General features: G+C 44.7%; 19 protein-coding genes and 1 pseudogene. 9 read left to right on the plus strand and 11 right to left on the minus strand.

Annotated elements, in window-relative coordinates; all coding sequences use genetic code 11:
- Positions 1-7: 7 nt before the first annotated feature.
- The 6 genes from A3C46_08900 to A3C46_08925 all read right to left on the minus strand — a co-directional run bounded on the left by A3C46_08900 (position 8) and on the right by A3C46_08925 (position 7,012).
- Positions 8-2,347 (minus strand): translation initiation factor IF-2, encoded by a 2,340-nt coding sequence (locus A3C46_08900; protein OGQ22390.1) that lies wholly within the window; start codon positions 2,345-2,347, stop codon positions 8-10.
- Positions 2,334-3,749 carry a hypothetical protein gene (locus A3C46_08905; GenBank protein ID OGQ22509.1) on the minus strand — a complete coding sequence of 472 codons (1,416 nt, stop codon included), beginning with the start codon at positions 3,747-3,749 and terminating at the stop codon, positions 2,334-2,336. The genes A3C46_08900 and A3C46_08905 overlap by 14 nt, the downstream gene beginning before the upstream one ends.
- Positions 3,750-3,900: 151 nt before the next feature.
- The gene (locus A3C46_08910; GenBank protein ID OGQ22391.1) at positions 3,901-4,380 is read right to left on the minus strand and encodes a hypothetical protein; all 480 of its coding nucleotides are present in this window, start codon (positions 4,378-4,380) and stop codon (positions 3,901-3,903) included.
- Positions 4,381-4,486: 106 nt separating this feature from the next.
- Positions 4,487-5,557, minus strand: a complete 1,071-nt coding sequence (locus A3C46_08915; GenBank protein OGQ22510.1) for a leucine dehydrogenase — start codon at positions 5,555-5,557, stop codon at positions 4,487-4,489.
- A 136-nt stretch (positions 5,558-5,693) separates the two neighbouring features.
- Positions 5,694-6,419: a hypothetical protein gene (locus A3C46_08920; GenBank protein OGQ22392.1), complete on the minus strand. Its 726-nt coding sequence runs from the start codon at positions 6,417-6,419 to the stop codon at positions 5,694-5,696.
- Positions 6,416-7,012 carry a hypothetical protein gene (locus A3C46_08925; GenBank protein ID OGQ22393.1) on the minus strand — a complete coding sequence of 199 codons (597 nt, stop codon included), beginning with the start codon at positions 7,010-7,012 and terminating at the stop codon, positions 6,416-6,418. The genes A3C46_08920 and A3C46_08925 overlap by 4 nt, the downstream gene beginning before the upstream one ends.
- A 221-nt stretch (positions 7,013-7,233) precedes the next feature.
- Between A3C46_08925 and A3C46_08930 the strand changes: the two genes are divergently transcribed.
- The 5 genes from A3C46_08930 (at position 7,234) to A3C46_08950 (ending at position 11,121) form a co-directional block, all read left to right on the plus strand.
- On the plus strand, positions 7,234-7,464 hold the full coding sequence (locus A3C46_08930; protein ID OGQ22394.1) for a hypothetical protein: 231 nt from the start codon (positions 7,234-7,236) through the stop codon (positions 7,462-7,464).
- Positions 7,461-8,270 (plus strand): hypothetical protein, encoded by an 810-nt coding sequence (locus A3C46_08935; GenBank protein OGQ22395.1) that lies wholly within the window; start codon positions 7,461-7,463, stop codon positions 8,268-8,270. The genes A3C46_08930 and A3C46_08935 overlap by 4 nt, the downstream gene beginning before the upstream one ends.
- Positions 8,271-8,316: 46 nt before the next feature.
- Positions 8,317-9,192 carry a phosphoribosylaminoimidazolesuccinocarboxamide synthase gene (locus tag A3C46_08940; GenBank protein ID OGQ22396.1) on the plus strand — a complete coding sequence of 292 codons (876 nt, stop codon included), beginning with the start codon at positions 8,317-8,319 and terminating at the stop codon, positions 9,190-9,192.
- 154 nt (positions 9,193-9,346) lie between these two features.
- Complete coding sequence (locus A3C46_08945) at positions 9,347-10,204, plus strand: hypothetical protein (protein ID OGQ22511.1); 858 nt, start codon at positions 9,347-9,349, stop codon at positions 10,202-10,204.
- Positions 10,177-11,121 carry a hypothetical protein gene (locus A3C46_08950; GenBank protein ID OGQ22397.1) on the plus strand — a complete coding sequence of 315 codons (945 nt, stop codon included), beginning with the start codon at positions 10,177-10,179 and terminating at the stop codon, positions 11,119-11,121. Before A3C46_08945 ends, A3C46_08950 begins: the two co-directional genes overlap by 28 nt.
- A 120-nt stretch (positions 11,122-11,241) precedes the next feature.
- On the opposite strand, the gene A3C46_08955 is transcribed toward A3C46_08950, so the two are convergent.
- Entirely contained in the window at positions 11,242-12,441 is a 1,200-nt protein-coding gene (locus tag A3C46_08955) for a hypothetical protein (protein ID OGQ22398.1), read from the minus strand.
- Between A3C46_08955 and A3C46_08960 the strand changes: the two genes are divergently transcribed.
- Positions 12,434-14,920, plus strand: a complete 2,487-nt coding sequence (locus A3C46_08960; GenBank protein OGQ22399.1) for a hypothetical protein — start codon at positions 12,434-12,436, stop codon at positions 14,918-14,920. The two genes, A3C46_08955 and A3C46_08960, sit on opposite strands and share 8 nt — an antisense overlap.
- A gap of 19 nt (positions 14,921-14,939) precedes the next feature.
- Here A3C46_08960 and A3C46_08965 read toward each other — a convergent pair whose 3' ends face one another.
- Positions 14,940-16,871, minus strand: a complete 1,932-nt coding sequence (locus tag A3C46_08965; GenBank protein ID OGQ22400.1) for a hypothetical protein — start codon at positions 16,869-16,871, stop codon at positions 14,940-14,942.
- Positions 16,872-16,938: 67 nt separating this feature from the next.
- Entirely contained in the window at positions 16,939-18,201 is a 1,263-nt protein-coding gene (locus A3C46_08970; protein ID OGQ22401.1) for a hypothetical protein, read from the minus strand.
- A gap of 179 nt (positions 18,202-18,380) precedes the next feature.
- Here A3C46_08970 and A3C46_08975 point away from each other — a divergent pair, with 179 nt between their 5' ends.
- The 3 genes from A3C46_08975 to A3C46_08985 all read left to right on the plus strand — a co-directional run bounded on the left by A3C46_08975 (position 18,381) and on the right by A3C46_08985 (position 23,117).
- Positions 18,381-19,730, plus strand: coding sequence for a hypothetical protein (locus tag A3C46_08975; protein OGQ22402.1), 1,350 nt, complete (start codon positions 18,381-18,383; stop codon positions 19,728-19,730).
- 709 nt (positions 19,731-20,439) lie between these two features.
- On the plus strand, positions 20,440-22,371 hold the full coding sequence (locus A3C46_08980) for a hypothetical protein (protein ID OGQ22512.1): 1,932 nt from the start codon (positions 20,440-20,442) through the stop codon (positions 22,369-22,371).
- Positions 22,372-22,475: 104 nt separating this feature from the next.
- The gene (locus A3C46_08985; GenBank protein OGQ22403.1) at positions 22,476-23,117 is read left to right on the plus strand and encodes a hypothetical protein; all 642 of its coding nucleotides are present in this window, start codon (positions 22,476-22,478) and stop codon (positions 23,115-23,117) included.
- Here the strand turns inward: A3C46_08985 and A3C46_08990 are convergent.
- Together A3C46_08990 and A3C46_08995 are read right to left on the minus strand one after the other, a co-directional pair.
- Positions 23,114-25,324: a hypothetical protein gene (locus tag A3C46_08990; protein OGQ22404.1), complete on the minus strand. Its 2,211-nt coding sequence runs from the start codon at positions 25,322-25,324 to the stop codon at positions 23,114-23,116. The two genes, A3C46_08985 and A3C46_08990, sit on opposite strands and share 4 nt — an antisense overlap.
- Before the next feature lie 40 nt (positions 25,325-25,364).
- Positions 25,365-26,106 (minus strand): annotated as a pseudogene (locus A3C46_08995) (hypothetical protein).

Below are 26,106 nucleotides of genomic sequence, written 5' to 3' on the forward strand. Positions count from 1 at the left end.
GTTTTTTTTACAAAGAAGCTGCTTTCTTCTCGATCACATAAGCTTCGATGATATCCCCGACTTTAATATCGTTAAAATTTTCAATGCCAATACCACACTCATATCCTTCAGTGACTTCACGAGCATCATCTTTAAATCGTTTGAGCGAAGAAATTTTTCCTTCATAGACAACAACCTGATCGCGCAGAAGCCGTACAAGTGCGTTACGAGTGATTTTTCCGCTCGTCACATAACATCCCGCAATTTGACCCACCTTGGTAATTTTGAAAACCTCGCGCACCTCAATGGTTCCGAGTGATTTTTCAGACTCTTCAGGCGCCAAAAGACCTTCCATGGCCTTACGAATGTCATCAATCATTTCATAGATAATGCGATAGGAGCGAATTTCGACCCGTTCTCGCTCTGCTGCTGCTTTTGCTTTGCTATCAGGCTTGACATTAAAACCGAGCACAATCGCATTGGAAGCAGAAGCCAACATGACATCATTTTCGGTGATCCCGCCAACACCTTTATGGAGCACTTTCACTTTCACGATGTCTGTTTGGAGTTTTAAAAGGGAATCGGCAACTGCTTCAGCACTGCCGTGAACATCAGCTTTGATGACAAGAACAAGTTCTTTTGTCTCTCCAGCAGCGAGTTCCCGCTGTAAGTCTTCAAGCGATGTGGTGGAGAGATCACCACTGGATTTCTTTCTCTCTTTTACTTCGCGTACATCAATAATCTGTCTCGCCTCTTTTTCTCCGAGAACACCTACAAACTCATCTCCTGCATCAGGGACTGAAGAAAGACCCTGAATTTCAACCGGCTGAGAAGGGAGAGCTTCTTTCATGACTTTTCCCGTGGCATCGGTCATCGCACGAATTTTTCCATAAGCAAAACCGCAGACAATGAAGTCTCCAACTCTCAATGTCCCTTCTTGCACAATAAGGGTTGCAACAGGTCCGCGACCTTTATCAAGTCGGGCTTCAACAACCACACCTTTTGGACGAATCGTTGGATCTGCTTTTAATTCTAACACTTCTGCTTGAAGCAAAATCATCTCCAAAAGTTTCTCGACTCCTTCTTTGGTTTTTGCAGATGTTGGAATGCAGATCACATCCCCGCCCCATTCTTCTGGAACAAGTTCGTGTTCTGTAAGCGCTTGCTTCACGCGTTCAGGCTGTGCTCCTGGCTTATCAATTTTATTGATCGCGACAATAATCGGAACCTCTGCGGCTTTTGCATGATGAATCGCTTCAACCGTTTGCGGCATGATTCCATCATCTGCGGCAACAACCAGAACCACAATATCAGTTACTTTTGCGCCGCGAGCTCGCATGCTGGTAAAGGCTTCATGGCCTGGTGTATCTAAAAAGGTGAGTTTCCCTTTAGGAATGGAAACTTCGTAGGCGCCAATGTGCTGTGTAATCCCGCCTGCTTCCCCTTCTACAACATTTGTTTTCCGAATGGCATCAAGGAGCGATGTTTTTCCATGATCGACATGTCCCATGACCGTCACCACTGGCGCACGAGGTTTTATATTTTCTTGTAAAATCTTCTCAAGTGGCAACGTCAGAAGGTCTTCTTCTTTTAACGCTGTCTGCTCGATTTTATACCCCAATTCTTCTGCAATCATAGAAGCGACTTCAAATTCGATTCGCTGATTCACGGTCACCATAATGCCTAAATCCACGAGACGTTTCATCAATTCCGAAACCTTTTTCCCTGTTGCTTGTGAAAGTTCTGAAACTGACATGGCTTCTGCAATACGAATTACTTTTTTAATCGCTTTTGGTTCTGTAATTTCTGTTTTCTTAAATCCCTTACGCGTTGATTTTTTTCGACGAGCGATGGGTTGAAAAACACGCTCAACGGAAGGAGCTGTTTCCACCACTTCTTCGGGAACGACGACAGCCTCCTCTACAACTTCAGAAGATGGATCTTCTTCAACCACATTAATGGTCGCATACTGTTTTAGACCGCCAGCACGAAGAATATTTTCCATTTCCAGCTCATCACGACTTCGACGACGCTTCGGTCCTCGCTGCAACTTTTCTTTCCAATCTTCGCGCGTTGCATCTGTCGAAACTAAATTGATGTGACCAACAAGACCAATCTTTGGTTCCCCTGTTTTAGCTGGAGTTGACGAAGGAGTCGTTGTTGCACGCTGTTCTGGTGAAGAAAGAGCGGAAGCAGACGAAACTACGGTTTGTTCTTGTTTTGGAACTGAAGTCGTTTCAGCGCTTTGTTCTGCCTCAGATGGCGGAGGAAGAGCAGATGCTCGACGGCGAATAAGCGTTGGCTTTAATCGCTTTTCTACCACTTCTGTTTTTACATCATGTGTTTCTTTTTCACTATTTGTGGTCATGCACACCCTCTTCTGCTTCTTTTATTTCTTCTTCATTTTTTTCTTCCTGCATATTTTCAAGTTCTTGTTTCTTCAAAGCTTCTTCCTGCGCCTTTTGCTTTGCTTCGCGGTCCTCTTGTTCAATAATTTTTGCGATCAATATATTTGTCGACTTGCCTTCCTTCACCGCATTCATCGCATTTTTATGCATAAGTCGAAGCTGTTCTTCTCCAAGGCCAGGTACTTTTAAAAAGTCTTCCACGGAAGATTTCGCAATGTCTTCAAAGCTTCGATAGGAATGCGAATAAAGAACAAGAGCTGTTCCCTCTTCAATACCAAAAATTTCAACCAAGACACGGCGCGCTCTCTTTGCAACCTGTTCAATTTTTGTTTCACTATAAACATCAATATTCCAACCTGTCAAAAGAGCGGCAAGACGAACATTTTGTCCACGACGACCGATCGCAAGAGAAAGCTGATCATCAGGAACCACAACTTCCATCACCTTTTCATGTTCACGAATAATAACTTTGGAAACTTCAGCAGGTGCAATCGCATTACAAACAAAACGAGCTGGGTCTTCGTCCCAGTTAACGATATCAATCTTTTCACCTTTCAGTTCTCCGACAACGCTTTGCACGCGCGATCCTTTAATTCCAACACACGCTCCAACCGGATCGACATCATGATCGCGAGAGTAAACAGCAATTTTGGAACGCACACCTGGTTCTCGCGCAACGGCTCGAATTTCGACAATCGCTTCCGAGATTTCGGGAACTTCAACGGCGAAAAGTTCACGGACAAAATTAGGATCGCGTCGTGACAAGATCAGCACAGGACCACGACCTTCGCGATCGGCGCGAACAAAAAGTCCTTGGATCCGCTCTCCTGTACGATAATGTTCACTTGAAACCTGCTCCGTGCGAGGAATCACTGCTTCTGTACGGCCCAGATCAATCACCATGTCGCCTCGCTCAAAGCGACGCACGATACCGGTGATAATTTCTCCAATACGTCCCTTAAATTCTTCATAGACAATAGAACGTTCTGCTTCACGAACTTTTTGAATGATCACCTGCTTCGCTGTTTGCGCTGCAATGCGACCAAACATACTGGGATCCATCTTGACTCCGAGACTATCTCCGACCTGCGCATCAGGATCGAGCTTATGTGCTTCAGGAATTGTCATCTCGATGTTGTCATCCGTAATCGTTTCAACCACGGTTTTAAATTGAAAGAGTTCAATCTCTCCTGTTTCATCATTGTATTGAGCCTCAAGCTCTCCTAAATGACCCCACTTTTTGCGAGCCGCAGTCAAAAAAGCTGACTCAATAGCCTGAACCAAATATTCCTTCGGAATACTTTTATCACGACTGACCATTTCGAGGACTCTTCCTAGATCTTGAAACATTCCCTGCGCCATACTCTCTCCTTTTACAGTTCGTTGAAAAAGTTCCATCTGCTGCGTTGGCATCGTCAGCGCTCCTTGCAGCGTACCTTCAAGTACGCTTCAGTCGGCTTCCTCTGCCTGCCTTGCATCTGGGCCTTTTTGAACAGCCTGATTTCAATTATATTTAATGTTTTCCTCCAAAAGTCACTTCTCCAATGAGACGTGCTCGGTGCAATGATTGATGAGGAATGCAGTATTCTTTCTCATCAATTTCCATATAAATATTCCCATTTTCAAATCTTTTCAGAATTCCTTTGTAATGACTTCGTCCTTCAAGAGGATATTTTGTTTTCAGTCGAATATTCGATCCCACAAATCGACAAAAATCTTCTTCCGTGCGAAGTGGACGGTCAATGCCAGGAGAAGAAACCTCTAACGTATATGTCCGATCTATCATTCCTTCGACATCGATAGCGCTTCCAAGAACTCTCGAAGCTTCTTGACAATGATCGATGGTGACGCCCCCTTCTGGTTTATCGATATAGAGACGCAAAATCCATCTTCCGTATTCTTGCAAAAACTCTCGCTCCACAAGATGAAGCCCAAGTTGGCCTAAAATCGGAGTAATGATCTCTTCAATTCGCTGTAATAATGATTCATACATAAATAGGGGTGAAAAAAAAGTGGGCCACCGGCCCACTTCTCAGATACTCTCCATTCACGAAAGCTTTTTCCACCTATAGAAAAAACGCAGCTTTGGCAAGCTTTTCTTAACTCAATGGATTTTTTGCTTTGCGCGCATCGGCAAGTTTCATTTCCACCAAACGGTCAGCCGCAATGGCGGTCGTTATATTATTTTCTTTAGCAATATCAAAAACTTGAGATAATGTTTGATAAACAGCTTTAACTCTTTCACGACACTCTTTTTCATCATAACCCTGAATCTCTTGAAACACGCTGATCAGTCCTCCTGCATTAATGACATAATCAGGAGCATAAAGAATGCCACGTTTTTTCAAGACCTCGGCATGTTCACGTCGTTCGAGCTGATTATTTGCCCCCCCTGCAATCACCCGACATTTGAGGCGCGGAATGGTTTTATCATTCAGAATACTTCCGAGGGCACAGGGAGCGAAAACATCACAGTCCAAATCATAAATAGAGCTGTCATCGACCGCTTCAAGAGCAATCTCGTTTTCAAGTCGACGAATTTTTTCAAGATCAATATCTGACACAAGTACTCGTGCACCCTCAGCGACCAAAAGTTTTGCAAGTTTTGCTCCGACAGCGCCGACACCTTGAATTGCAATAACTCTTCCTGAAAGATTATTATTACCAAATGTTTTTTCAAGCGAAGCCTTGATCCCCTGAAAAACTCCAAGAGCCGTATAAGGAGAAGGATCCCCGCTTCCACCTTCGTTTTTCCCAGTTCCGACCACATACTTTGTCTGGGTATGGATCACATTGACATCTTCAACATTAATGCCGACATCTTCTGCGGTGATATAACGCCCCCCCAAGGTATGAACAAAACGACCAAAAGCTTCAAAAAGTTCAGGACTCTTATCTTTTTTGGGATCTGCAATAATAACTGCCTTTCCACCACCAAGTTCAAGGCCTGTTACGGCAGCTTTATAGGTCATGCCTCGTGAAAGTCGGAGAACATCACGCAAAGCATCGTTTTCAGTTTCATAAGGCCACATACGAACACCGCCAAGAGCTGGCCCAAGAAGCGTGCTATGAATTGCAATGATCGCTTTCAGGCCAGACTGTTTGTCCTGACAAAACACAACTTGTTCATGATCGTGTTCACTCATTCGCTGCAGGACATCAGTTTCCATTTCAATTCTCCTCGACGCAACAGAGACCATTTCTTTGTTGTTTGCATGCATCATCGATACCACCATGTACCCCCCTTGTAAAAATGAACATGGTCGCGGACGCTATGTGGAGCACTGCATTTTGTCAATTATCTTCCTAGAGGAAACCAGGAGAGGGAGTGTCGAGAGAAAGAAAATCTGCGGCATTGTCATCGGTATCAATTCCATCACGACGTGACAAACTTTGATCAGCACTCACATCTTCTGCAGGAGTTCCTTCAAAACAGATTTCTCCATTTGAAGCCGCAAGAGGAAGTGGAGAACCATAACCGACAGCATCAAGAAGCGCTCCTTGATCATCAAGAAGTTGAAGACATTCAGGACCATTTTGTGGATCAAAATTGTCGATATAATCTTCATTCTCAACATACGTTTGATTTTCGGTTCCTGTTTTCGCGTCAGCAATCACAAAAAGACCATTGTCTCGCAAATGCATATCCAATGGAATTTTGATGGTATCCGTCACAGTTCCGCCGTCTCCATTGATAAAGAGAATTTGATAATCACTCACATCTGTCCCAGGGGTTCCAAAAAGTTCGACAAAAAGTTTTCCATCACCATCAGCGCCTGTGAGATCGTAAAGAAATTCATGAATCACCAAAAATGATGGTCGAATACGCGTTATATTTTCTGTTGATGTTTGCGAGGAAGAGCCTTCGGAATTCGTTGCGCTTGATTCTTCTGTATCGTCTAAGGCATCATCATTTACTCCAAGAACATCTGAACTCGCCGCTGGTTCGTCATTCTTTTTCACACTCGGCGGAGTAAGTGAAACACCGCAAGCGAGAAAAAAGAAAAGCGTGCTCGTCATCAAGATTTTCATGGTTTCTCCAATTGGCGTCGATACCAACCGCCTGTAAAAGCATCGATGTGCGCTATTGATTCCTCAATCTGCAGTTGCAAAAAAGAGATCTTTTTTATCTCTTTTGAGATTTGCGCATCATTCAACTCCATCAAAAATTTTTGTCGTTTATAAAAATGGGTATTCACTTCTTTGAGAAGACCATAACGCTCTTCAGCAAGTTTTCGTGTTTCAGCAGAAATCTGAAGTTGATCTCGTGAAAAGAGAAGTTCCTGAAGATTCCAAATCGCGCGTATTCCATAGTTTTCGCGCGCAGCTGCCTTTTGTGCATAGGTCGACTCATCTGGACCAACCGTTACTCCAGCACTCCCCACGTAGATTGAATCTTCAACATCGACATGAATATCGTTGAGACGATTGTGACCGTATTCCAATTGCAAGCGCGGAAGAAGCGCTGAAAGAAGAATGCGTTTTTTCCAAGATCCAATTTCATCAGGAGCAAGATGCGCGTACGCAAGCGCTGCATCCTGAACAGCAACAATATCGGGTTCCTCTGCGGCATCGAGGGGAACAGAAAAAAGGAAAAGGAGATGAAAAAGAAAAACAAAAAACAATTTCATTCTTTTGTGAAAAGCAAAACTTATGCCAGAAAAAGCAACAGATTTTCAGAGGCGATGAAAATGAAAGTGTAGTGGTTACGTACAAGATGATAAAAAACGCTCCACTTTGTGAAGACCCCTGCGTTGAATTTCAAGAATTTTTCACGGCACTTTCTTTGCAATAGAAATAACGCATATGAAGCAGACCAAAAGGAGCCTGACGAATTTCTGGCATGATGTTGTGCCAGAAAGCGTCTGGCTCTTTCTTTTGGTCTGCAATCGATTCGCCAAAAGAAGTGCCAGACACTTTTTTGCACAAAACCCGTGCCAAAAAGATGTCAGGCACCTTTTGGCTCTCATCATTTTCTTCTTCGCCGCTTGTGGACCATCCGTATCAGTCCCATCGTCAACACCAGATACAAGCATATCCGCACACACTCAAACGAAAGAGTTGCTTCTTCGCATGATCGTCATTGATGTTGGACAAGGCGATGCCATCGTTCTGATCACACCACAAAAAGAGGCGATTCTCATTGATAGCGGAAATACACTTCTGGGAGGAACTCGAGTTTTAAATGTTCTGCATCAAGAAGAGATTCAATTACTGAGCCGCATTCTTGTCACTCACTATCATGAAGATCATATCGGCGGAATTGCTGAGATTGTACGCCAGTATCAACCAAGCGATGGCTATTTCGATCGGGGGAGGGATGATCTCCCCATAACTGCTTCTTATAAAACTTATGAAAACATCGCCAAAGAGAAACGAACAGCTCTGGTCTCAGGAGATCAATTTACTTTCGGCGAAAGTTCATTTCATGTTTTTGTTGAAGAAACAGACAGCGATGATGAAAATAGTCGAAGCCTGACATTTCTCGTCACCATCGGCGATCATCGGCTCTTCTTAAGTGGAGACATTACAGGCGGAGGGGGAAATCCACCGTTTCAAACCCTTGATCTTGAAACAGCATTAGGATCTGAAATTGGCGATATCGATATTCTCAAAGTAGCGCATCACGGAAGTCATACGAGTACTAACACCGATTTTCTCGCTCACACCACCCCTGAGATTGCACTTATCTCGGTCGGAAATGACAATGAATATTTTCACCCACACCCATCTGTCATTGATCGACTCATTGCTTCAGGCATAGAAGTGTATCAAACAGAAAAAGGATTTGCGGATCGCTCTGATGTGCACATTGCCAACGGAAATATCGTGATCGATTTTTTTCAACACGATTACGAAATTTCAATACAAAAATCTGAATGAAAAACCCATTGAGCTCTGAAATGCTTCATTATATAGAGCATTTCTTATGACAGCGATTCATGAAACCAACCTTTCAGACCTTCAACCTCCAAAACGGGGAAAAGTCCGTGACATCTATGATCTCGGGAACGAGCTCTTGATTATCGCCACAGATCGCATTTCAGCCTACGATGTCATTCTTCCGACTCCGATTCCAGGCAAGGGAGAGGTGCTGACGCAGATGTCGCGCTTCTGGTTTGAACGTACAAAAAATATTGTCTCAAATCATCTTTCAACTACTCCCCTTTTAAATGTTATCACGAACGCAAAAGAACGTGAGCAGTTGGAAAAGCGATCGATGATCGTAAAAAAAGCGAAGCCCCTTCCCGTGGAAGCAGTTGTTCGAGGCTACATCACAGGATCAGGGTGGCGCGAATATCAGAAAAGGGGATCAACGTCCGGCGTCAAACTTCCTGCGGGATTAAAAGAATCAGCGAAATTACCAGAAGCTCTTTTCACTCCATCAACCAAAGCGGAAATGGGGAAGCATGATGAAAATATCTCTTTTGATGAAGTGAAAAATTTGATTGGAAGTGAACTCGCAGAAAAAGTGAAAGAAGTCAGTCTTCGTGTCTACACCACCTGTGCAAAATATGCTCTTGAACGAGGAATCATTATTGCTGATACAAAATTCGAATTCGGTATTTACAATAACGAATTGATGATCATTGATGAATTGTTAACACCAGACTCATCGCGCTTCTGGCCAAAAGATCAATACAAAATTGGAACGGCGCAGCCGAGTTTTGATAAACAGTTTGTGCGCGATTATCTCGACACGCTCACCTGGAATAAACAACCACCAGGGCCAAAACTTCCTGAAGCAATCGTTCAGAAAACGCAGCAAAAATATCGTGAAGCGTTAGATCGACTCACAAAATGAGCCCTCTGAAAAAACCATGGAGAAGTCATTGCGAGGAGCATAGCGACGAAGCAATCCCCTGCAAACAGTGTTTTCGGGAGATCGCCACGTCGGCCTTTGGCCTCCTCGCGATGACATTACTTGGACATTTCTCAGAGGTTTTAAAATGATGCCGATGGATCCACAAGCATATTGTCATGATGTGTGTAAAAAAAGTGGTTCCAATTTTCTCTACACTCTCCCCTTTCTGCAACAAAAAGATCAACGTCGAGCGCTTGAAGCTTTTTACGCTTTTTGTGCGAGTGTCGATGCGAGTGTCGATGAGGCCAAAGACAAAACCACAGCACGAGCAGAACTCAGCTTTTGGCGAATGGAAGTCGATCGAATGTATGTCAGTACACCACAGCATCCTATTGGACTGGCGCTTACTCCCTATCTTCGCCGTTATGCGATCCCCCAACAATACCTGATGGATATTGTGAATGGATGCGAAATGGATCTTGAAAAAAACGAGTATGCCACGTTCGCTGAGCTTGAACTCTATTGTTACCGGGTGGCTTCATGTGTGGGACTTGTCTGTATTCGCATTTTTGGGATTGAACCGACAAAACACCATGAAGAGATCGCCATCGCTTTTGGGAAAGCACTTCAGCTCACCAACATTCTTCGAGATGTGGTCGAAGATCTCGATCGTCAACGAATCTATCTTCCACAGGAAGATTTTCACCACTTTCACGTCAGCATAGAAGATTTTCAACAGCGTCGAAATTCCAAGGCCATTTGCATGCTTCTCAGTCATGAAATGAAACGCGCTCGTCATTTTTTTCGCCTGGCGTTTGAAAATATTCCGGATGATAAAATGGAAAGGGGGAAATGGTTTCCAGCTATGCTCATGGCACGAGCCTATGAAGGGATTCTCCACACACTTGAAAAAAATCCGACGATCATCTATCAACGAAAAGTTCGACTTTCAACCTGGAGAAAAGGCATTATTATCCTGCGCACATGGATCGAAAACTTCAAAGGATTTTAAAAAACGTTTCGCGCTCTTTTTATTTGAGCCTTCTTCTTCTCCCGGAGCCCCTACAAAAAACTCTCGGTCTTGCTTTTCTTTTTTGTAAAGCCGCAGATACGATTGCTGATACCGACATTATTCCGGTAGAAAAGCGTCTCTCGGTCCTTCACACTTATCGCGATGTGTTTTTGCGGGGCCTGCCGTTTCATGGCGAAGTGAATCTCTTCTATCGTGGTGGTTCTGTTGCTGAGCGCGAGCTCCTGCATGCTATTCCGGACCTTTTTATAACCCTCGACGCATTGCCACTTGAAGACCAACGTCATATCCGATGGCTTCTTCCAGAATTAACGCAAGGAATGATTCTGGACCTCACTTTTTTCACTAATCAGCATCAAATGAGAGCTCTCCCCACAGCAGAAACGCTTGATCGTTACACGTATGCAGTTGCAGGTTGTGTCGGAATATTTTGGACCCGTATTCTTAAAGCTCATTACCCATTTGCAGCAACCTGGACTCATGAAGTTGAAGAGATCGGCGAACAATTTGGCAAAGGACTTCAGATGGTGAATGTGCTCCGCGATCTTCCACACGATCTGGAACAAGGTCGTTGCTATCTTCCGGAAGATGCGCTCACGCAAAATGGAATTGCACCTCGTGATCTTATTGATGTCAATCTCAGACCAAAAATGAAATCATTTCTCGCATCCTATATCGCACAAACACACGACATGCTTCGCGCTGGTGTTCGTTATGTTGCATTTCTCCCCTCTCAGGAACGACGACTCCGTGCAGCAGTCCTCCTTCCGATGAGACTTGGTCATCAAACGCTCGATCAATTGACGGCATCTTCAAATTGGCCCGACACAGATCACGTAATGAAAGTTCCGCGGTGGAAGGTGTATACAACTTTGTTTCAAACCTTACTTTTTTCTTAAGGTGCAAAATCATTCTTGTTGTCATTCTGAGCAGAGCGAAGAATCTCCAGTGATCACGGGAGATCCTTCACTTCGTTCAGGATGACAAACGGGTTATAAAATCAATTTTGCAAACAGACCCTAATCAGGGCGAGGTTCTGGTGTCCTTGCTTTAAGCTGGAGAATGAGTTGAGAGTAGAAAGTTCTTTGGGCCTCGGACATTGCATTGCAAATACGTTGAAGAGCCGCTGCTTGTTCATCATTTTTGGTGAAATGCTGACAGAGATAGAGCGCTTCAACATAACGCTTTGATGCAAGCAGTTGTGTAATGGCATCTTGAAAATAGGGGTCCGGCACTTCACCCATGTCACGCACCAGATTTCCCATTTTTGTATAATTGGGGGAAAGAGAATTGGATTCGAGCTTCAAAGCATGACGCGCAAACTTTTTGACAAGAGCTGTTGCACGACCATAGAGTTCGTCTTCATTAATCCCTTGATACATACTAGCCTCAATTCTCGCATCGAATTCCGCAAACGCCATCTCTTCCAAAATATCTGCAGGGATTTGTGCAAGATCAGCTTTGATCTTTGGCACTTGCAATCCAAAAAGCTTTCCTCTGATGGCATCAACAAATTGGAGAGCTTTATCGAGAGAAGAAATATCTCGTGTAAGTGTAAGATCGTACTGCTCAAGCGTGTCGAACACATGACGAATATCGTCTCTTTCAGCAGATCGAAGATCTAAACCTTGGAGGGCGTCAATTGCTTCTTCAAATGTCATGAATTTTATTTCAGAACACAAAAAGGAAACTCCTGGAAATTCCTTGAAAGGGATCATCGATCCATCACGATACTCCATCACGAGATCAGAGGAAGAAGAACAAACGAAAGCATTCAAAGCCCCCTTCTCAAGTGCAGTCGCCTTTCTCAAAAAATCATCCAACTCTTTCACACTCACAACAATTCGAATATCTTGAGCATTCGTCTCTCGAAAAGCCTGTTCTGGTGGACAAGTATATCGAAGAGCACGAGCACGCAAAGCGTCAACTTCATTGGTGACGTTAACCGGTGCCGCGATGAGTTTATCAAGAGAAATTGAGGATAAGTAACTCTGGAGATCAGAAGCATCAAAAATGCCGTCTGGAACCGGATCTATAAGTGGATCGAAAGAAAGAAGCGGTTCTTCGCATAAAGGGGTCGCAGAAAGATCAGCGTCATAAAAGACCGTTATACCGGCATTCGGATTGATTATAATGCGAACCATCGATGTCCCCCATCCCTTCTTACTGTCATTATCGAAAAAATGAAGGAAAAGTTGCTTGCCTTCTTGAATGACCATTCTCTATAATACCCCTATGTCTTTTTTGCGATCTTTTTGTATTTTGCTCATTTTTTTAGCTTTTGGTTGTGACAGTCAACCGGAAGCTACCTCATCAATTGAAACAGTTCCTCAACTCAATGTCAGCGCTGATGAGGAACGTATTGTCACAACCACAGAGATACAAAGCCTTTCGGATATTACAATTAAAGGAAAACTTCTCTTTCAACTCCCGGATGATCCTGAAATCAAAGAGGTAAAAATCACGGCGAAGAGCGGGAATATTAAAGTTGATGGTTTTATCGGCTTTACACCCCGAAAAACTCAACAGTCCCGTTTTTTTGAAAAGATGATACATCTTATTTTTCGGAATGAAGCGATAGCTCAACCTGCTGCAGTCTCGCAACCTTACTATAGAAATATTCTCGATGTCGCAAAACTCGTCTCCGGTCGCTCGATCACGCTCATTGCCACGAATGGAAATATTGAACTTACGGCGTTAGCGAAGATTGTAGCAGAAGATGGGCCTCCAGCTCCGCTCAGTGAAATACCGGTTGGTCTTTTTCAGGATATCGATTTTTCAACCGGAATCCCGCTTCGCGAGGGAGGAAGCATTTCTCTCTTTGCGCCCGGCGGTTACATTCTCTTTTTTGGAGAACCGCACCTACAACTTGGGAATGGTGCAGACGGCGTCCATATTCGTCTTGATGACAGCGGTTTGTCAGGCCAAGGACGAAATCTTCTCCTGGTTGCAATGGATGGAAGCAAGGCAGGTCAGTTGAAACTGAATTCAAGAGAGCTGCGATTTTCCGGAGTGACAGAACCGGCGATCAAAATTGAAGGTGGAAAAGGTGGCAAAGGGGGAGACATTTTCTGCTCGATTCAAAATGAACATGAAATCGAAAGCTTTGCCGCTTTACGCCTTGTCGCGGGGCGTGGAGGCGAAGGGAGTGTTGAAGCGGGAGACGGTGGCAATATCACCTGTGATATAAGCGATAAACCGGTCAATAAATTGGGTGAGCCGACAACTCTTATTTCAGCTGCAGCAGGTGATGGTGGAAATCTCAAGGCACCTGACCAAATCCCGCATCTTGTTCATTTACCTGGTCAACAACCATTTCCAACAGCTTCCTATTATCGTGTTTCACGCGCAGGTCATGGGGGTATTGCCTTGGTTACTGGTTTTTCAGGAAGAGATGGAAAGGATGATGCTTCAGCGACTACGACAGAAAAAGCAGGAGCAAAATCAGGAGATGTTGATATAAGTTATGGTGATGGAGGCAATGTCGTTGATCCGAGCTTTATCTTTCCTCCTTCTCAAGTTCGAGCCGGCGACGGTGGCATAAGCGCGATCCAGCGACAAGGAATGACACAAATTTCAGGTCTTGGAAATGCAGGCAAAGGTGGAAGTGGATGTCATGCCGGTGGCGATTTTCCGGAAGGAGGTAATGGAGGAAATGGCGGAAAACTCAATATCACCGCAGGGAAAGGTGGAAACTGTCCTATTGCAGGTTGCACGCCAGGAAATGGCGGTCATGTTTATCAAAATCTTATTTATAATCCTGTTAAAGCCGGAAAAGGTGGAGATGGAACGCCACCGGGTAATGGCGGCGTAAGCGAGACAAAATCTTACGGAGCTGGAGGAGCTGGCACAAATGGCGAACCTTCGAATTCTTCCGCCCTTGTAAGAGGTCAAGATGGTGAATTAAAAGATCCAGATCCGATTCCACAACAAGATGGTGACAATGGAACTGCCTGTCCTCAACAAGGGTCAACCGGACCAGTAACACCTCCGGCGCTCTGTAAAGATCGATATGCCGGGGCGCCGGATACTATGTTTCAATATGATGCCCAATGTCGCCCCTGTGATACAAATCAAAGCCTCTGGAATAGACACCCCAATTGTGCTCCGTCATGTGCTATCAGATGTGCTCCGGTTTCGATTCCGCATAATGATTATAGTCTCTGCAGACTCTGTCCAACGCGAAGGTCAGGAGTTTGCACTGGAACATTTGATTACTGGGTTGGCCTTCCCGGTTGCCCAGCATGGACAGAAACAGCGACCACAAAAGATCAAGTGGTGCTCACGATCAACGGGACCCCACGTTCTTTTGACCGGACGACGACAAGCATACGTGAGGACAATCCTCAGGCAAACACCGTAAGACTCACCATAGATGTCTCAAGTGTCGATTCTCTGGGACAACCAACAAGCTCACACATTGTAACCGATTATGACTGCAACACCCGGCGATGGGATCGAAATGATGGTCAGTCAGGAACGACAAACCTTGACTGCCCAAGCCCTGCCCTTACGGCTCTCTTTTGTGTGCGAGATCCTGCGCCTGGAAGCACCAATTATGTTCTGATTGCCAGAGATGGAACAAGGCAGGTGGCAGGTTCCGGAAATTATACATGGGAATACGAGTGTAGAAACTGCGGTGGCCCGCCAAAGGGAAGCTGCCGTTGTCTTGGCAATGGAACGGTTGATTGTCCTTAAACATCAATTTTCAATCTCTTTATCGAACCCTCTCTTGGAGCTTTTGAAGGACCGCCGTGAAAAGAACATCATAACGAGTATTGGTTCCAATATAGTCTCGAAGAATCGGAGCCATCTGCGTCATCGCTGATTTAAGTTCAACTGATCTTCGTTGTAATTCAATTCGTTCCAGACCTTTGCTGACAACAATATGCTGATGAACCTTGTTTGTACGATCATAGCGAAGGAAAATGAATTCCCCGTTTTTCGTCGTCCGAAATCGGAGAAACATCTTTGTTTTTTTATCGTAAGCCTCGACATAGAAAACAATCGTATATGCTGGATCTTCGCTATGTCGAATCAGAGCTTCATATTTTTGAAATGCTCTTCTCGCTTCAAAATATTTTCCCTGCTTTTCATAAAGTTCACCAAGTGCCAGAGGAACCTCAAATGGCACAGCACCAAGCTCAAGAGCTTTCTCATACGCATCGATTGCGCTCTGGACATTTCCTTGGCTCGCTTCAGCGCTTCCAAGAATGAGGTAAGCCTGTTGTGTTGTAGGATCGAGTGCAATCGCTTTTGTTGCTGATGTCGACGCTTCAAGATATTTCCTTTGCTCATGAGAGTGATTCGCCAATGCAACATGAGCCTCGACAAAGCTCGGATCCCCCTTCACAATCTCCTGATACAGCCGCTGCGCACCTTCAATGCCAGCTGATTCCAGAATACGCGCCGCAACATACAGCGTAAGAAAAGAGAGAGGCGTTGTGGACATCGTTTGAGTTATACTTCTTGCCAGCTCATCTTGTGATATTTGCCGAGCTTCATATTCACGCGCAGACCGTAAAAAAAAGAGGATGGCATTGAGATCATCATCGTCCAAAGGTTTTTTCGCTGCTACCCGTTTCGCGATATAACGAAACACAACATTCATCAACGTCAGCTGATGACGAACCTTGTTCATACGAAGCACCTCATGACGGTAACTCTTTGGCCGAATCACCGCATAATTCATTTTCTTTTTTTCGAATTCTTCCACCAAACTTCCTGTATCACTAAAATGAGCTGCTCCAAACACAAAGGGAAGTATTCCATCTTCTGGTATCTGAAGACGTTGTAATCGTTCCACTACCTCATCGTTACGTTGCAGCAATTGTAAAAGCACTGCTTCATCATAGAACTGATCCAGGCGCAATTGCTGCGTTTCGGCAACAAAACCTTCCTTTTCGATGCCATGCAGATGAATATCAGCATGTTGACATTTGAACATGTGTGCGAACAATGTCTTCCGTGCAAGCTCCCTCCTGCTCATGTCAGGATCGATCATGCAAAGAGCGCCATCAACAATATCGACGAATTCAGCATTTCCAACTTGCGCATAATGCAAAGAAAAGTCTGTTCCAAATTCGATTCCTTCTTTCGCATAATGACGAAGACCTTGCTGATAATTTCGATTCGACTCCTTGAGATGTTCTTCTTGCACAGCCCGAGAATCATGAATATCAATACGTCCAAGATAGACAGGTCCCTTTCCAAAGCGCTGCGCACGAATAACATCGGCCGCTGGAATATATTTCCCCAAAAGTTTTTTGACGAGAGGTGTGTTATTGAGTGGTTTTCCTTTCAAACCAGGAAAACGATTGATTTCCAGTCCGCGTGCTATTTTCTGTGCATACTCGAGTTCACTTCGAACAAAATGGATACGATCTTTTGCCTCCTGAGAAAGTTGCTGGGAAAAATGATCGCTGTCGAGGCGTTGAAAGAGAGGTAGAAGACTTTTAACGTTTTGAAGATCAACATAAACTGACTCATAATCCCCGTCACGAAGAGAACATTGCGAATAAAGAGAAGCAAAAGCCTCAAGTTCACTCTTTCGCTTCGCCTGTAAAAACGGAGTGACGTCATCCAGAGCCTTGCCAAAGGTCCCTGCTTCAACATATCCAAGAATTTTTCCGTCAATGGTAAATGACATAAGCTGCTCCGAATATCATTCTTTTCGGATACAACGCAAAAAAGTTGTTCTTGTTTATGAGCGCTTCTTACGACAAGCGATCAAGTGGTGGATGGGATTTCATCCACTCCTGATAATTGCCATCATATCCAACTTCTTTTTGACGGGCTTTGATACGTGCATCAAGTTTTTGGAAACTCTCCGCAGAAAGTGATGGGGTCTGTTCAAGCTGACTGACATAGCTCGCAACTTCTTTACTGTGTTTTCGTGAAACCGCGATATTCCCTTTTCCAGTCACCACATTTCCAAGTCCATACACTGATGATGCCGTATCGAGTTGAGGAGGATCAGAATTTCGCCATACATAAAGCTCACCTTTGCTCGGAACACCAGGAATCGGCTCTGGAATACTTCCAATCGAACTGACCGTTATTTTTGAGAAAACATCAAACTCACTTCCAGGAATATCAATCAGTTTTCCGTTTTCAGTTTTCGTTCGAAGAAAACGGATCCCAGCCAGTCGATCTCCTTCAACAAGTTTTTCTATCGGTCGAGCATTTCCTTCAACATTGAAAAAATATTTTTTCATCGCACGATTCAGTAAGACGCCGCGCGTCTTTTCTGTTTTTTGTTTTTCTTCATCAGTCGCGTTCTCAGGATAAGCAACGAGTGGCATCTCCGCAAGCGAGCGACGGTAAAAAAGAGTGCATGGTTTTATATCGAGTGCTTCAAAGGTAAGTTCCTTCTCTTGCAACACCGTATCTGCACCACGTCGTTCAAGTGTATTGATATCGACATCGATTCCACGCTTCCTAAGTGCACGATATATATTTTCAAGCATCAGCACTTTAACCACGTCAATCGAAGCGAGACCACCACCGATCACAATGCCCCCTTCTGCAATTTCACATTGTGGTCCGTGATAATCTTTTTCGGGAGCATGATTAAACCAATACATAAAAGGATTTTGGTAGTAAAATCCCTTGCCGACGTAATCATCAATCCCTTCAAGGCCGAGCGGCCGATCGCGCCAAGCGCCATTCGCAAGAATAACGCTGTTAAATCCCCAAGTGTTCAGATCTTCAAAAGAGATATCGCGTCCAATGCGTGTGCAAGGAACAAGTTGCACGAGAGGATGTTGATACGCGTCATCAATACGTTGAAACTCCGCGATACGCATTTTATCGTGCCATCGTGGGAGACCCTCTTCGATCTTTCCATAAGGACGATCATTCTGATCAAACACAACGACGCCGATTCCTTTTTCAGCCAATATTTTTGCAGCTTCCGAACCGGCAACTGCCCCACCAATCACCGCAACCACATGCGGTGGAAATTTTTGCTCATTCATCTCTATCTCCCTAAAAGCGGGTACTATTCATGAATTCAGTAATAACAGTCAAGTCTAACCGACAAGTCGATCTCACCTTTTCTTGATCTTGGCATCACAACCCTCTACACTCTGCGCAAAGCAGGAAATATGAGTTGCAACATATAACTGCACAACAGATTGTTTAAGGAGGAGATGTTATGAAATGCGTTCAGGTTGTCACCGAAGCACTGCAGCTTCCAATGGGTGAGACGAGGAAAATCACTGAACAAGAGGGGCGGAAGATCGAAAGAGCCTGCAAAACAACAAGCCCAGGTGAGATCGCAGATGCACTCGCACTCCTCAACCAAGGCAGGGTCGTGGTCGCTCCGTCATTGAGAACATTCCGGAGCATGTTCTTTCAAGCCTACTTTGCTCAACCAGAACAGGTTTTTGAGTTCTCCTTTCCCAACGCTGATCGAGAGACAAAGTCAGAATTCGATCGCATTGTTGACTTCGCAAACGACAATCATCTTCCGTTCAAAAATGTGGCTGATCTTCTCCACCAGCAAAAGTATCGGGTATATTCAAACTCAGATAAAATGTTTCTCCTGAATTTCTATATCGTTCTTCTGGATGCACTTCGGAACAAGCGTATGCCTGAGGAATACTGCCAAGGCGAAACATCGTTTCTTCCCAGCGTTATGAAGGGGATTGAAACAGGAGCCTTCAATTTTGAGAGCGGAGTCCCCTCTTCCGATCCAAACATCGGTGAAGTTGGAAAAGCTGTTTATGCATATCAGGAGGACGCCTTTTATGCATTGAATCAAAAACTTGACATTACGAACCTCTTTCATCGGTCCAGACTCGTCCATGAGGCATTTCATGCCTATCAAGACATCATCTGCTGGAAAGGGACGATCGTTGAGAATGAAGAGAACGCGAAGATCACCGAGAGCATATATGTATTGGTCTCACTCGGTATTGTCGATAACTCGGAACTGAGCAAGGCAACACTATCGAACCTTTTGCACAGCCTTCCGAAAGGCTATACGGAAAACGAGATGAAGGCCGCCTATTTCTCTCTGATCAAAGAGAGTGATGAGAAGAACGCTGCACAGCAGCGGTTGCGTGAGCTGATCTACACTACACTCGGTCGACATGAATATCAGAGGGCCAGAGCAAAAGCTGTAACACAAGCAAATGGGCGTCTCCAAAAACTGGAGAAGGCTCAACAGGTTGCATTCATTGAAATGATATTGAATCAGATACAGGGGATCATCGCGATTGACCCCCTCTCACAAGCTGACGCTGACCGGACGACAAAAGACTTTCGAGAGAAGCTTCTCAACTATAAGTGGAATATGGCGAGAAAGGTTGTTTACCTATCTTTCAAGGCTGGCCTCACGAATGCTCCAGAGGACAAAGCGCTCGCTAGCGAGTTTGCAAAATGGGCAAAAGAATATTTTGAGGAACATCCTCAAAGCCGATATACAATAACCATCGATGACGGTGTGAATGGTTTCAAAAAGTGCACTTGGACATTGAATCAAAGTAGAGATGACGAGTGATGTGTGGTATGCATCTTTTCCACGTCAAGAGAAAGAGAGAGTGATTATGGTTCACGTTCTTATCATTTTTTTGAGCGTACTTCTTTTTGGATTCTATGGTTGTGATAATGAAGGAAGCAGTAACAATGCACCTCCTCCAGATCCTTCCCTGAGCTGTATTTTAGGACAATCTGAAACTCGAAGTTGTGGTCTCAATGATCGCGGCCAACAAACACGATCATGTGTGAATGGTTTTTTCGATGTTTTTGGAGCATGCACCGATCCCGATCTCTGTAAAGATGGCCTGACGCTGACAGTGTCGTGTGGTCTGAATAACCGTGGCCAGCAAACAGGAACCTGTGTGACAGGGAATTTTGGAGCTTTCAGTACCTGTACGGATCCGGATATCTGTAGAGATGGAATGACCGAAACACAAAATTGTGGTTTTGGAAATGTTGGTCAGCAAACACGAGCCTGTGCAAGTGGCCAATGGCAAGCCTTTGGAGCATGTCAAACACAACCGCAGATAGAGCAGGTTGCCGCAGGGGGGCACCGAACCTGTGTTCGCCTGAATAACGGAACTGTGCAATGTGCTGGAGAAACGATTCTTTCACAAAAGTTTCTGGGAACAACAAATACAAGTTCATTCACGGAGATCCCCGGCATTGCGACAGCTCTTACTCTTGCGGTAAGAGGTTTTCATGTCTGTGTTGTTTTGGAAAATGGTCGTCTGAATTGTTGGGGAGAGAATGCTTCTGGCCAGCTTGGGAATGGAACAAATATTCGTTCCACAACTCCTGTCGAAGTTTCAAATATTACGACTGCAACAAGCGTTGTTGTGGGGAACTCCCACAGTTGCGCCCTTTTAAGGGATCGTACGATTCGATGTTGGGGGTATAACGGTCGTGGTCATCTTGGCAATGGAAATAGAAATAATTCGGACATTCCCGTTTCAGTTACCGGTATTACAAATGCAGTATCGCTTTTTGCCGGCGATAATCATACCTGCGCTCTGCTTTCAAGCGGACTTGTTCAATGTTGGGGAAGTGGAACCAATTCTGAATTAGGGAATGGAAATACAACTGATTCTGATCGACCTGTAAATGTGAGTGGGATCACCAATGCCGTTGCTTTATCTCTTGGGAGTAGTGAATCTCATACGTGTGTAGTGCTCGCGAATAATTCCGTAAGGTGTTGGGGATATAATGGATCTGCTCAACTTGGAGATGGAACGGGGAATGATTCAGCAGTTCCCGTTCCTGTCTCCGGACTCAGTTCCGAAACGATTCGCAGTGTAGTCGTTGGTTCGGAGTTTACATGCGTTCTCTTTACTGCAGGCAGGGTGCAATGTTGGGGCGAGAATGAATATGGCCAGTTAGGCATTGGATCAACACAACTCTTGCGGTCTCCGCAATTTGTGGATGGTATTTCTACCGGAACAGGTTTGGCCGCAGGTGATAAACATGCGTGCGCTCTCATCGCAGACCATACTCTTCGATGTTGGGGATATAACCAGCTTGGCCAACTTGGAAATGGGCGTCCTTTAGCAGCAAGCGTACCTCTTCAAGTGTCAGGCATCGGTGTTACACATATTGCTGCAGGCAGTAATCATGCCTGTTCTTTTGGGAGTAGTCGTATCGTCAATTGTTGGGGATATAATTCTTATGGCCAACTTGGAAATGGCAGAAGTGGGACTGCTGAGGAGTGGTCAACAACGCCGGTTGACACTACAGGTCAATTGAGTGGGACACTTTTTCTCAAAGCACAAAAAGAGTATACATGTGTTCTTCTGACCACAGGTCAAATACAGTGCTGGGGAAGAAATGATGCAGGACAGCTCGGGAACGGGACAGCTCAATCTTCGACGGTTCCTCGGGCAGTGAGCGCCATTTCGACTGCAAGTAACATTGCTCTTGGAGAAAGCCATGCATGTGCTCTGCTTGCCAACGGTACGGTCCAATGTTGGGGACTCAATTTTGATGGTCAAATCGGTGACGGATCTCGCAACACTGTTCGTTTGACGCCGGTATTTGTCACGAATCTGACGAGCGTCGGTGACATTGCGGCGGGAGCAGCCCATAGTTGTGCCGTTCTTGTAAATGGCGGTGTTCGTTGTTGGGGTCGTAACAACGAAGGCCAACTTGGAGATATGACAACAACAAGTTCAACAACACCGGTTGTTGTCGCCGGGCTTCCGACGGCCGGAGGCATAAATGCTATTGAGATCGAAGCAGGAGGAAATCATACGTGTGCTGTGTTATCAGATCGAACGCTTCGATGTTGGGGTGAAAATGGTCTCAACGGGTTTTTGGGAAATGGAACGATCACCAATTCTTCAATTCCGGCGGCAGTTCCAGGAATTACTGATGTTAAAATTGTTGCTGTTGGTGTCAGTCATAATTGTGTTCTTACATCTGGAGATCTTTTCCAATGTTGGGGAAGCAATCTCTTTGGGCAACTTGGAAATAGTACAAGTGGTTTCAGTTTAACTCCCATTACCATTTCAAGTGTTCAAAATATTCAGACAATCGCAGTCGGTGAAAATAATACGTGTATTACCCGCAGCAATGGTTCTCTCTTTTGTTGGGGGGAGAATCATGATGGCGAGCTTGGTGATGGGAGACCGATCTTTCATGTTTCTCCAACCGAAGTTCGTTTTTAAGTTCGAAGGGAGTAAACGGGGGGATGAAAGAATTGAGATTGACTCAAAATTACTTTTGGTATTTATAAATACCCATGATAACAAAAAGAACAAAACAAATATTGTTGCTCACTCTGCCAATTTTCATTGTTGCATGCGATCAATCTTTAACTTCTGAAAATGGGAAAAGAAACGCAACGCTCGACGAATCGCCGCAATCAACTTTACATATCAGTGAAATATTGAGCAATCCCGAAGCGTATCTGGATAAAGCAGTTACGACAAAGGCCCTCATGAGTTTTAGGATTTATTCTGTTACAATCGAACGAGGCGGCCACGTTATGAATGGCCTTACGAACCCAGACACAGCATATCATTATCTCTTTTTGACAGATACTTCGCAGCACTCCATGGAGCTTGGAACCGAAAACCTATACGAAGGAACAGCGGACTTTCGGTCTTATGATCCTCAAGGAAAAGGGATGGGGATGATAAAAGATAGTACGCCGTTAATCTGCACTGACATCACAGCTCTTGAAAGAAACTCCATCTATGTGGCAAAACGAGAATGTCCGCCTTTCGGTATCGATGCGCAGTACTCGAGCTTGAGTGAAGCCAATTCAACCGCTCCTCGTGAATCAGGCGTTATCGGTCATGTTTATGATGTAAAAGGAGTGGTCAAAAAGTTTGAAACAAAACATCCAAAGCTCGGTTCGTATTATATTGATATAACCGAAATTGTTCGTTCAAGTGCAGACTCCCTCTAAACCATTCTTACCCTTCTCCGCCTGTAATAAAGAATGAGTCCTGTAAAGATGACTGCGATCAGGTTCATTCCCATTCCGATGGAGAAACCCTCTCCGGGAGTTGTAATCGTTGCCATTCCCTCAAAGGCGATGCCAACATTAAATCCAAAGTGGACCCGAAAAAGTTTTGCTGCCACGTCCCATATAAAATAAACAGGCAGTCCCAGGAGAACTGCACAGCTATAACTTGCTTGCGCCCAGTGCAGATTGAGCGCAACCCAGGGGATTTGTAAAATTCCCCACCAGAGACTCACTCGATCAGAGCGACCTGAGAGAAGAAGACCTCCTCCCACAATTCCCAACACAGACATAATTACAAAAATAGCATAGAGAAAAATTTGCAAAAATGCCGTGGGGATCAACTGAACAAGATAATTTCCAAAACCAAGGCCGACAACACCTCCAACAATCTGATACCATCCTAAAGATTTTCCCAAAGAAGAAATCGAACTTCTTTTTTTCCAAAGCAGGACTCCGGAAATCAGCAGGCTTATGAAAAGAAGAAGAGCGCTCACCATCACGAAATTTTTCAGTGGAATTTTTTGAGCATCTTCAGTTGATGATAATGTTAATTTCTCTTCTTCCGGCATTGGAGGTGGTGAAACATCTTGCATGACAATTCCTGACACAGCTCCCTCGGGCTGCCTCAGAGCGATGCCCAATGAATATTGCAGACTCCCACGACAAGATTCCGTCTTGGTCTGAATATAAACGGATTGGGGAGAGGAAAAAGAAGTTGTTTCAAGAACCCCGGGCTGCGCCTGAGGAACTTTGGGAATAATTTCTCCCAATTCTCCTAATATTTCTACTTTAGCATCACATAGCTCGGATTTAAGAGCGGTGACAACAACTTTGAGACTTGCTCCTTGCGTTACCTGTACCTTGAAATAATCCATGGGGTCCTGAATGGAGAGAGAGTTTTTCTCATAGAGACCTGGAGTAATGGGGAGTGCAGCGCTTGCAGTATTCCCGGCATCGTAATCCGTATTCGCATCTCCATTACTCTGAACTTGCACCACAAATTCATGATCGCGATGCATATCACCGACAAGACTTCCCACTAAAAGATAAAATGTGTTTGGATTATCCCCGGCAATATTTACCTGCTTGCTGGAATCGGATCCCGAAACCCTATCACTCTTCAATGACATTAATTCTGTTTGAGAACTATCCACCAAAGCAAGATGAAACGCCTCCGTATTACAGAAGCTGCTGCTACTGTCTTCCTGACTTTGTTCTCCTGCAATAATCAAACATTTCTTCACCGGCGTGAGATGGAGTTGAACCTGCTGCGAGGGATAAAGAGTCAGCTTAAAGTGATCGATGTATCCTTTTCGTTGATGATGATCCAGACGATAGCGCTTGTTTGGTTCAATGGAAACCGCAGTTGCAATACTGTCACCTCCACGAATCCGATTATCGCTCTCCTGTTTTTGAATCAAAAAACTTTGTTGGGTGAGTTTTGTCAATTCCTGTTGCAACACAAGGCCACTGCGCGCATCCGTATACGATCCTCCAAATTGTTGAGCCAAAGCCTCAAGCTGTTTTCTGGCAACATCATCAACATTGAAGCCGACCGTAAAAATCTTGAACTTGTAGCCCTTATTGAGCAAATCCCGAGCGACAGCGACGGCATCTCCGCCACATGTTTCTTCTCCGTCGCTTACGAGGATAATAGTATGTTCGCGCTCTTTAAAAGCAGAAAAATCATTTTCAACCTGCTGGAGAGAATAAGCAATCGGGGTCCATCCCATGGGCTGCATGAGTTGCACGGTGGTAGAAATTTGCGACGCCTTTCCTGCTCCAAGAGGAACAATTAATTCCGTATCGCGACAACTTTCAACCCTATTGGCCTTGTCAATTCGATGAGCGTAGACTCTCAGTCCCACCTCTGCTTCTGATGGAAGACCAGCCACTGCATGAGCAATCGCTTTTTTTGCCCAATCAATTTTCTTTTGACCTTCCAGCATCTCCGCCATGCTTCCCGAAGAATCGAGAATAAAGAGCAGATCTGGTTTCGTCTGACCGGGAAGTGTTTGAGGGGGAAGAGTCGTTAACGATTGTGATGCTGCTGGAGGAACTTGAATGTTTTGTCCCACTGCAGGAGGAGAAAAAGAAATAACCAAAAGAAAAAGAAAAATGAGACGCAAAGAAACAAAAGGAATCATCGCTCCCCCTTTTTATGAATACTACAAGTCGACCGCTCACCTATTCAATGACGCATGATTGAAGATTCCCTGCTCTTCCTGTCCGGAAGGCAGGATCGTCGATCGTTAAAAATTCGTTTGGAAAACGAGGACCACTTGAAATAACAGCCAGGAGTTGCGTGTTGACACTTGGAACATAGATACAAATATTGTTTCCAGACTGACGATAAATTCCATGGTAGTCATTATTGGTGTTCTGATTCACCTGAAGACTGACAAAGGCATATCCCGGTTGCGGACGACCAAATGTCGGACTGCCATTTGCAGCATCAACCGCAGCAAATTCAATCTTCGGCTGCTGATCATAGACGATCTCTCTTCCATTCGTAATAATATTGATGAGAGGACATCCGTAACGGGCTTGCAGCGGAGTTTGATCTAAAGTGTGACCAATAGCGCCACATTCAATAGTCACGACCTGTTGTCCAGCAATGTCGCGAACCGTACGAAATCCCGCAAGCATCCCGAGTTTCACAACGACTTCCGTGCTCAACTCGTCAAACGGATCTGGAATTCCATCACCTGTGGTATCGAAAGAAATGACATTGGGGTTTTTAAGTCGAATCTGACCATTTTCAATGGCATAGGTCCCATTCCCCATAAACGTTGCATTCTGGCCTATGGTATCAAGGGTATACGTTGCAAAACTCCCATTTCCGTCAAAGTGCAGCTCGCTCGTTGCTCCCAAAGAATTGCAACTGTATACAGACGCGGTAACATTGACCGACCCACCAAAGCCATCG

It is taken from the genome of Deltaproteobacteria bacterium RIFCSPHIGHO2_02_FULL_44_16, from assembly GCA_001798185.1.
In the GTDB taxonomy this organism is placed as follows: Bacteria; UBA10199; UBA10199; order 2-02-FULL-44-16; family 2-02-FULL-44-16; genus 2-02-FULL-44-16.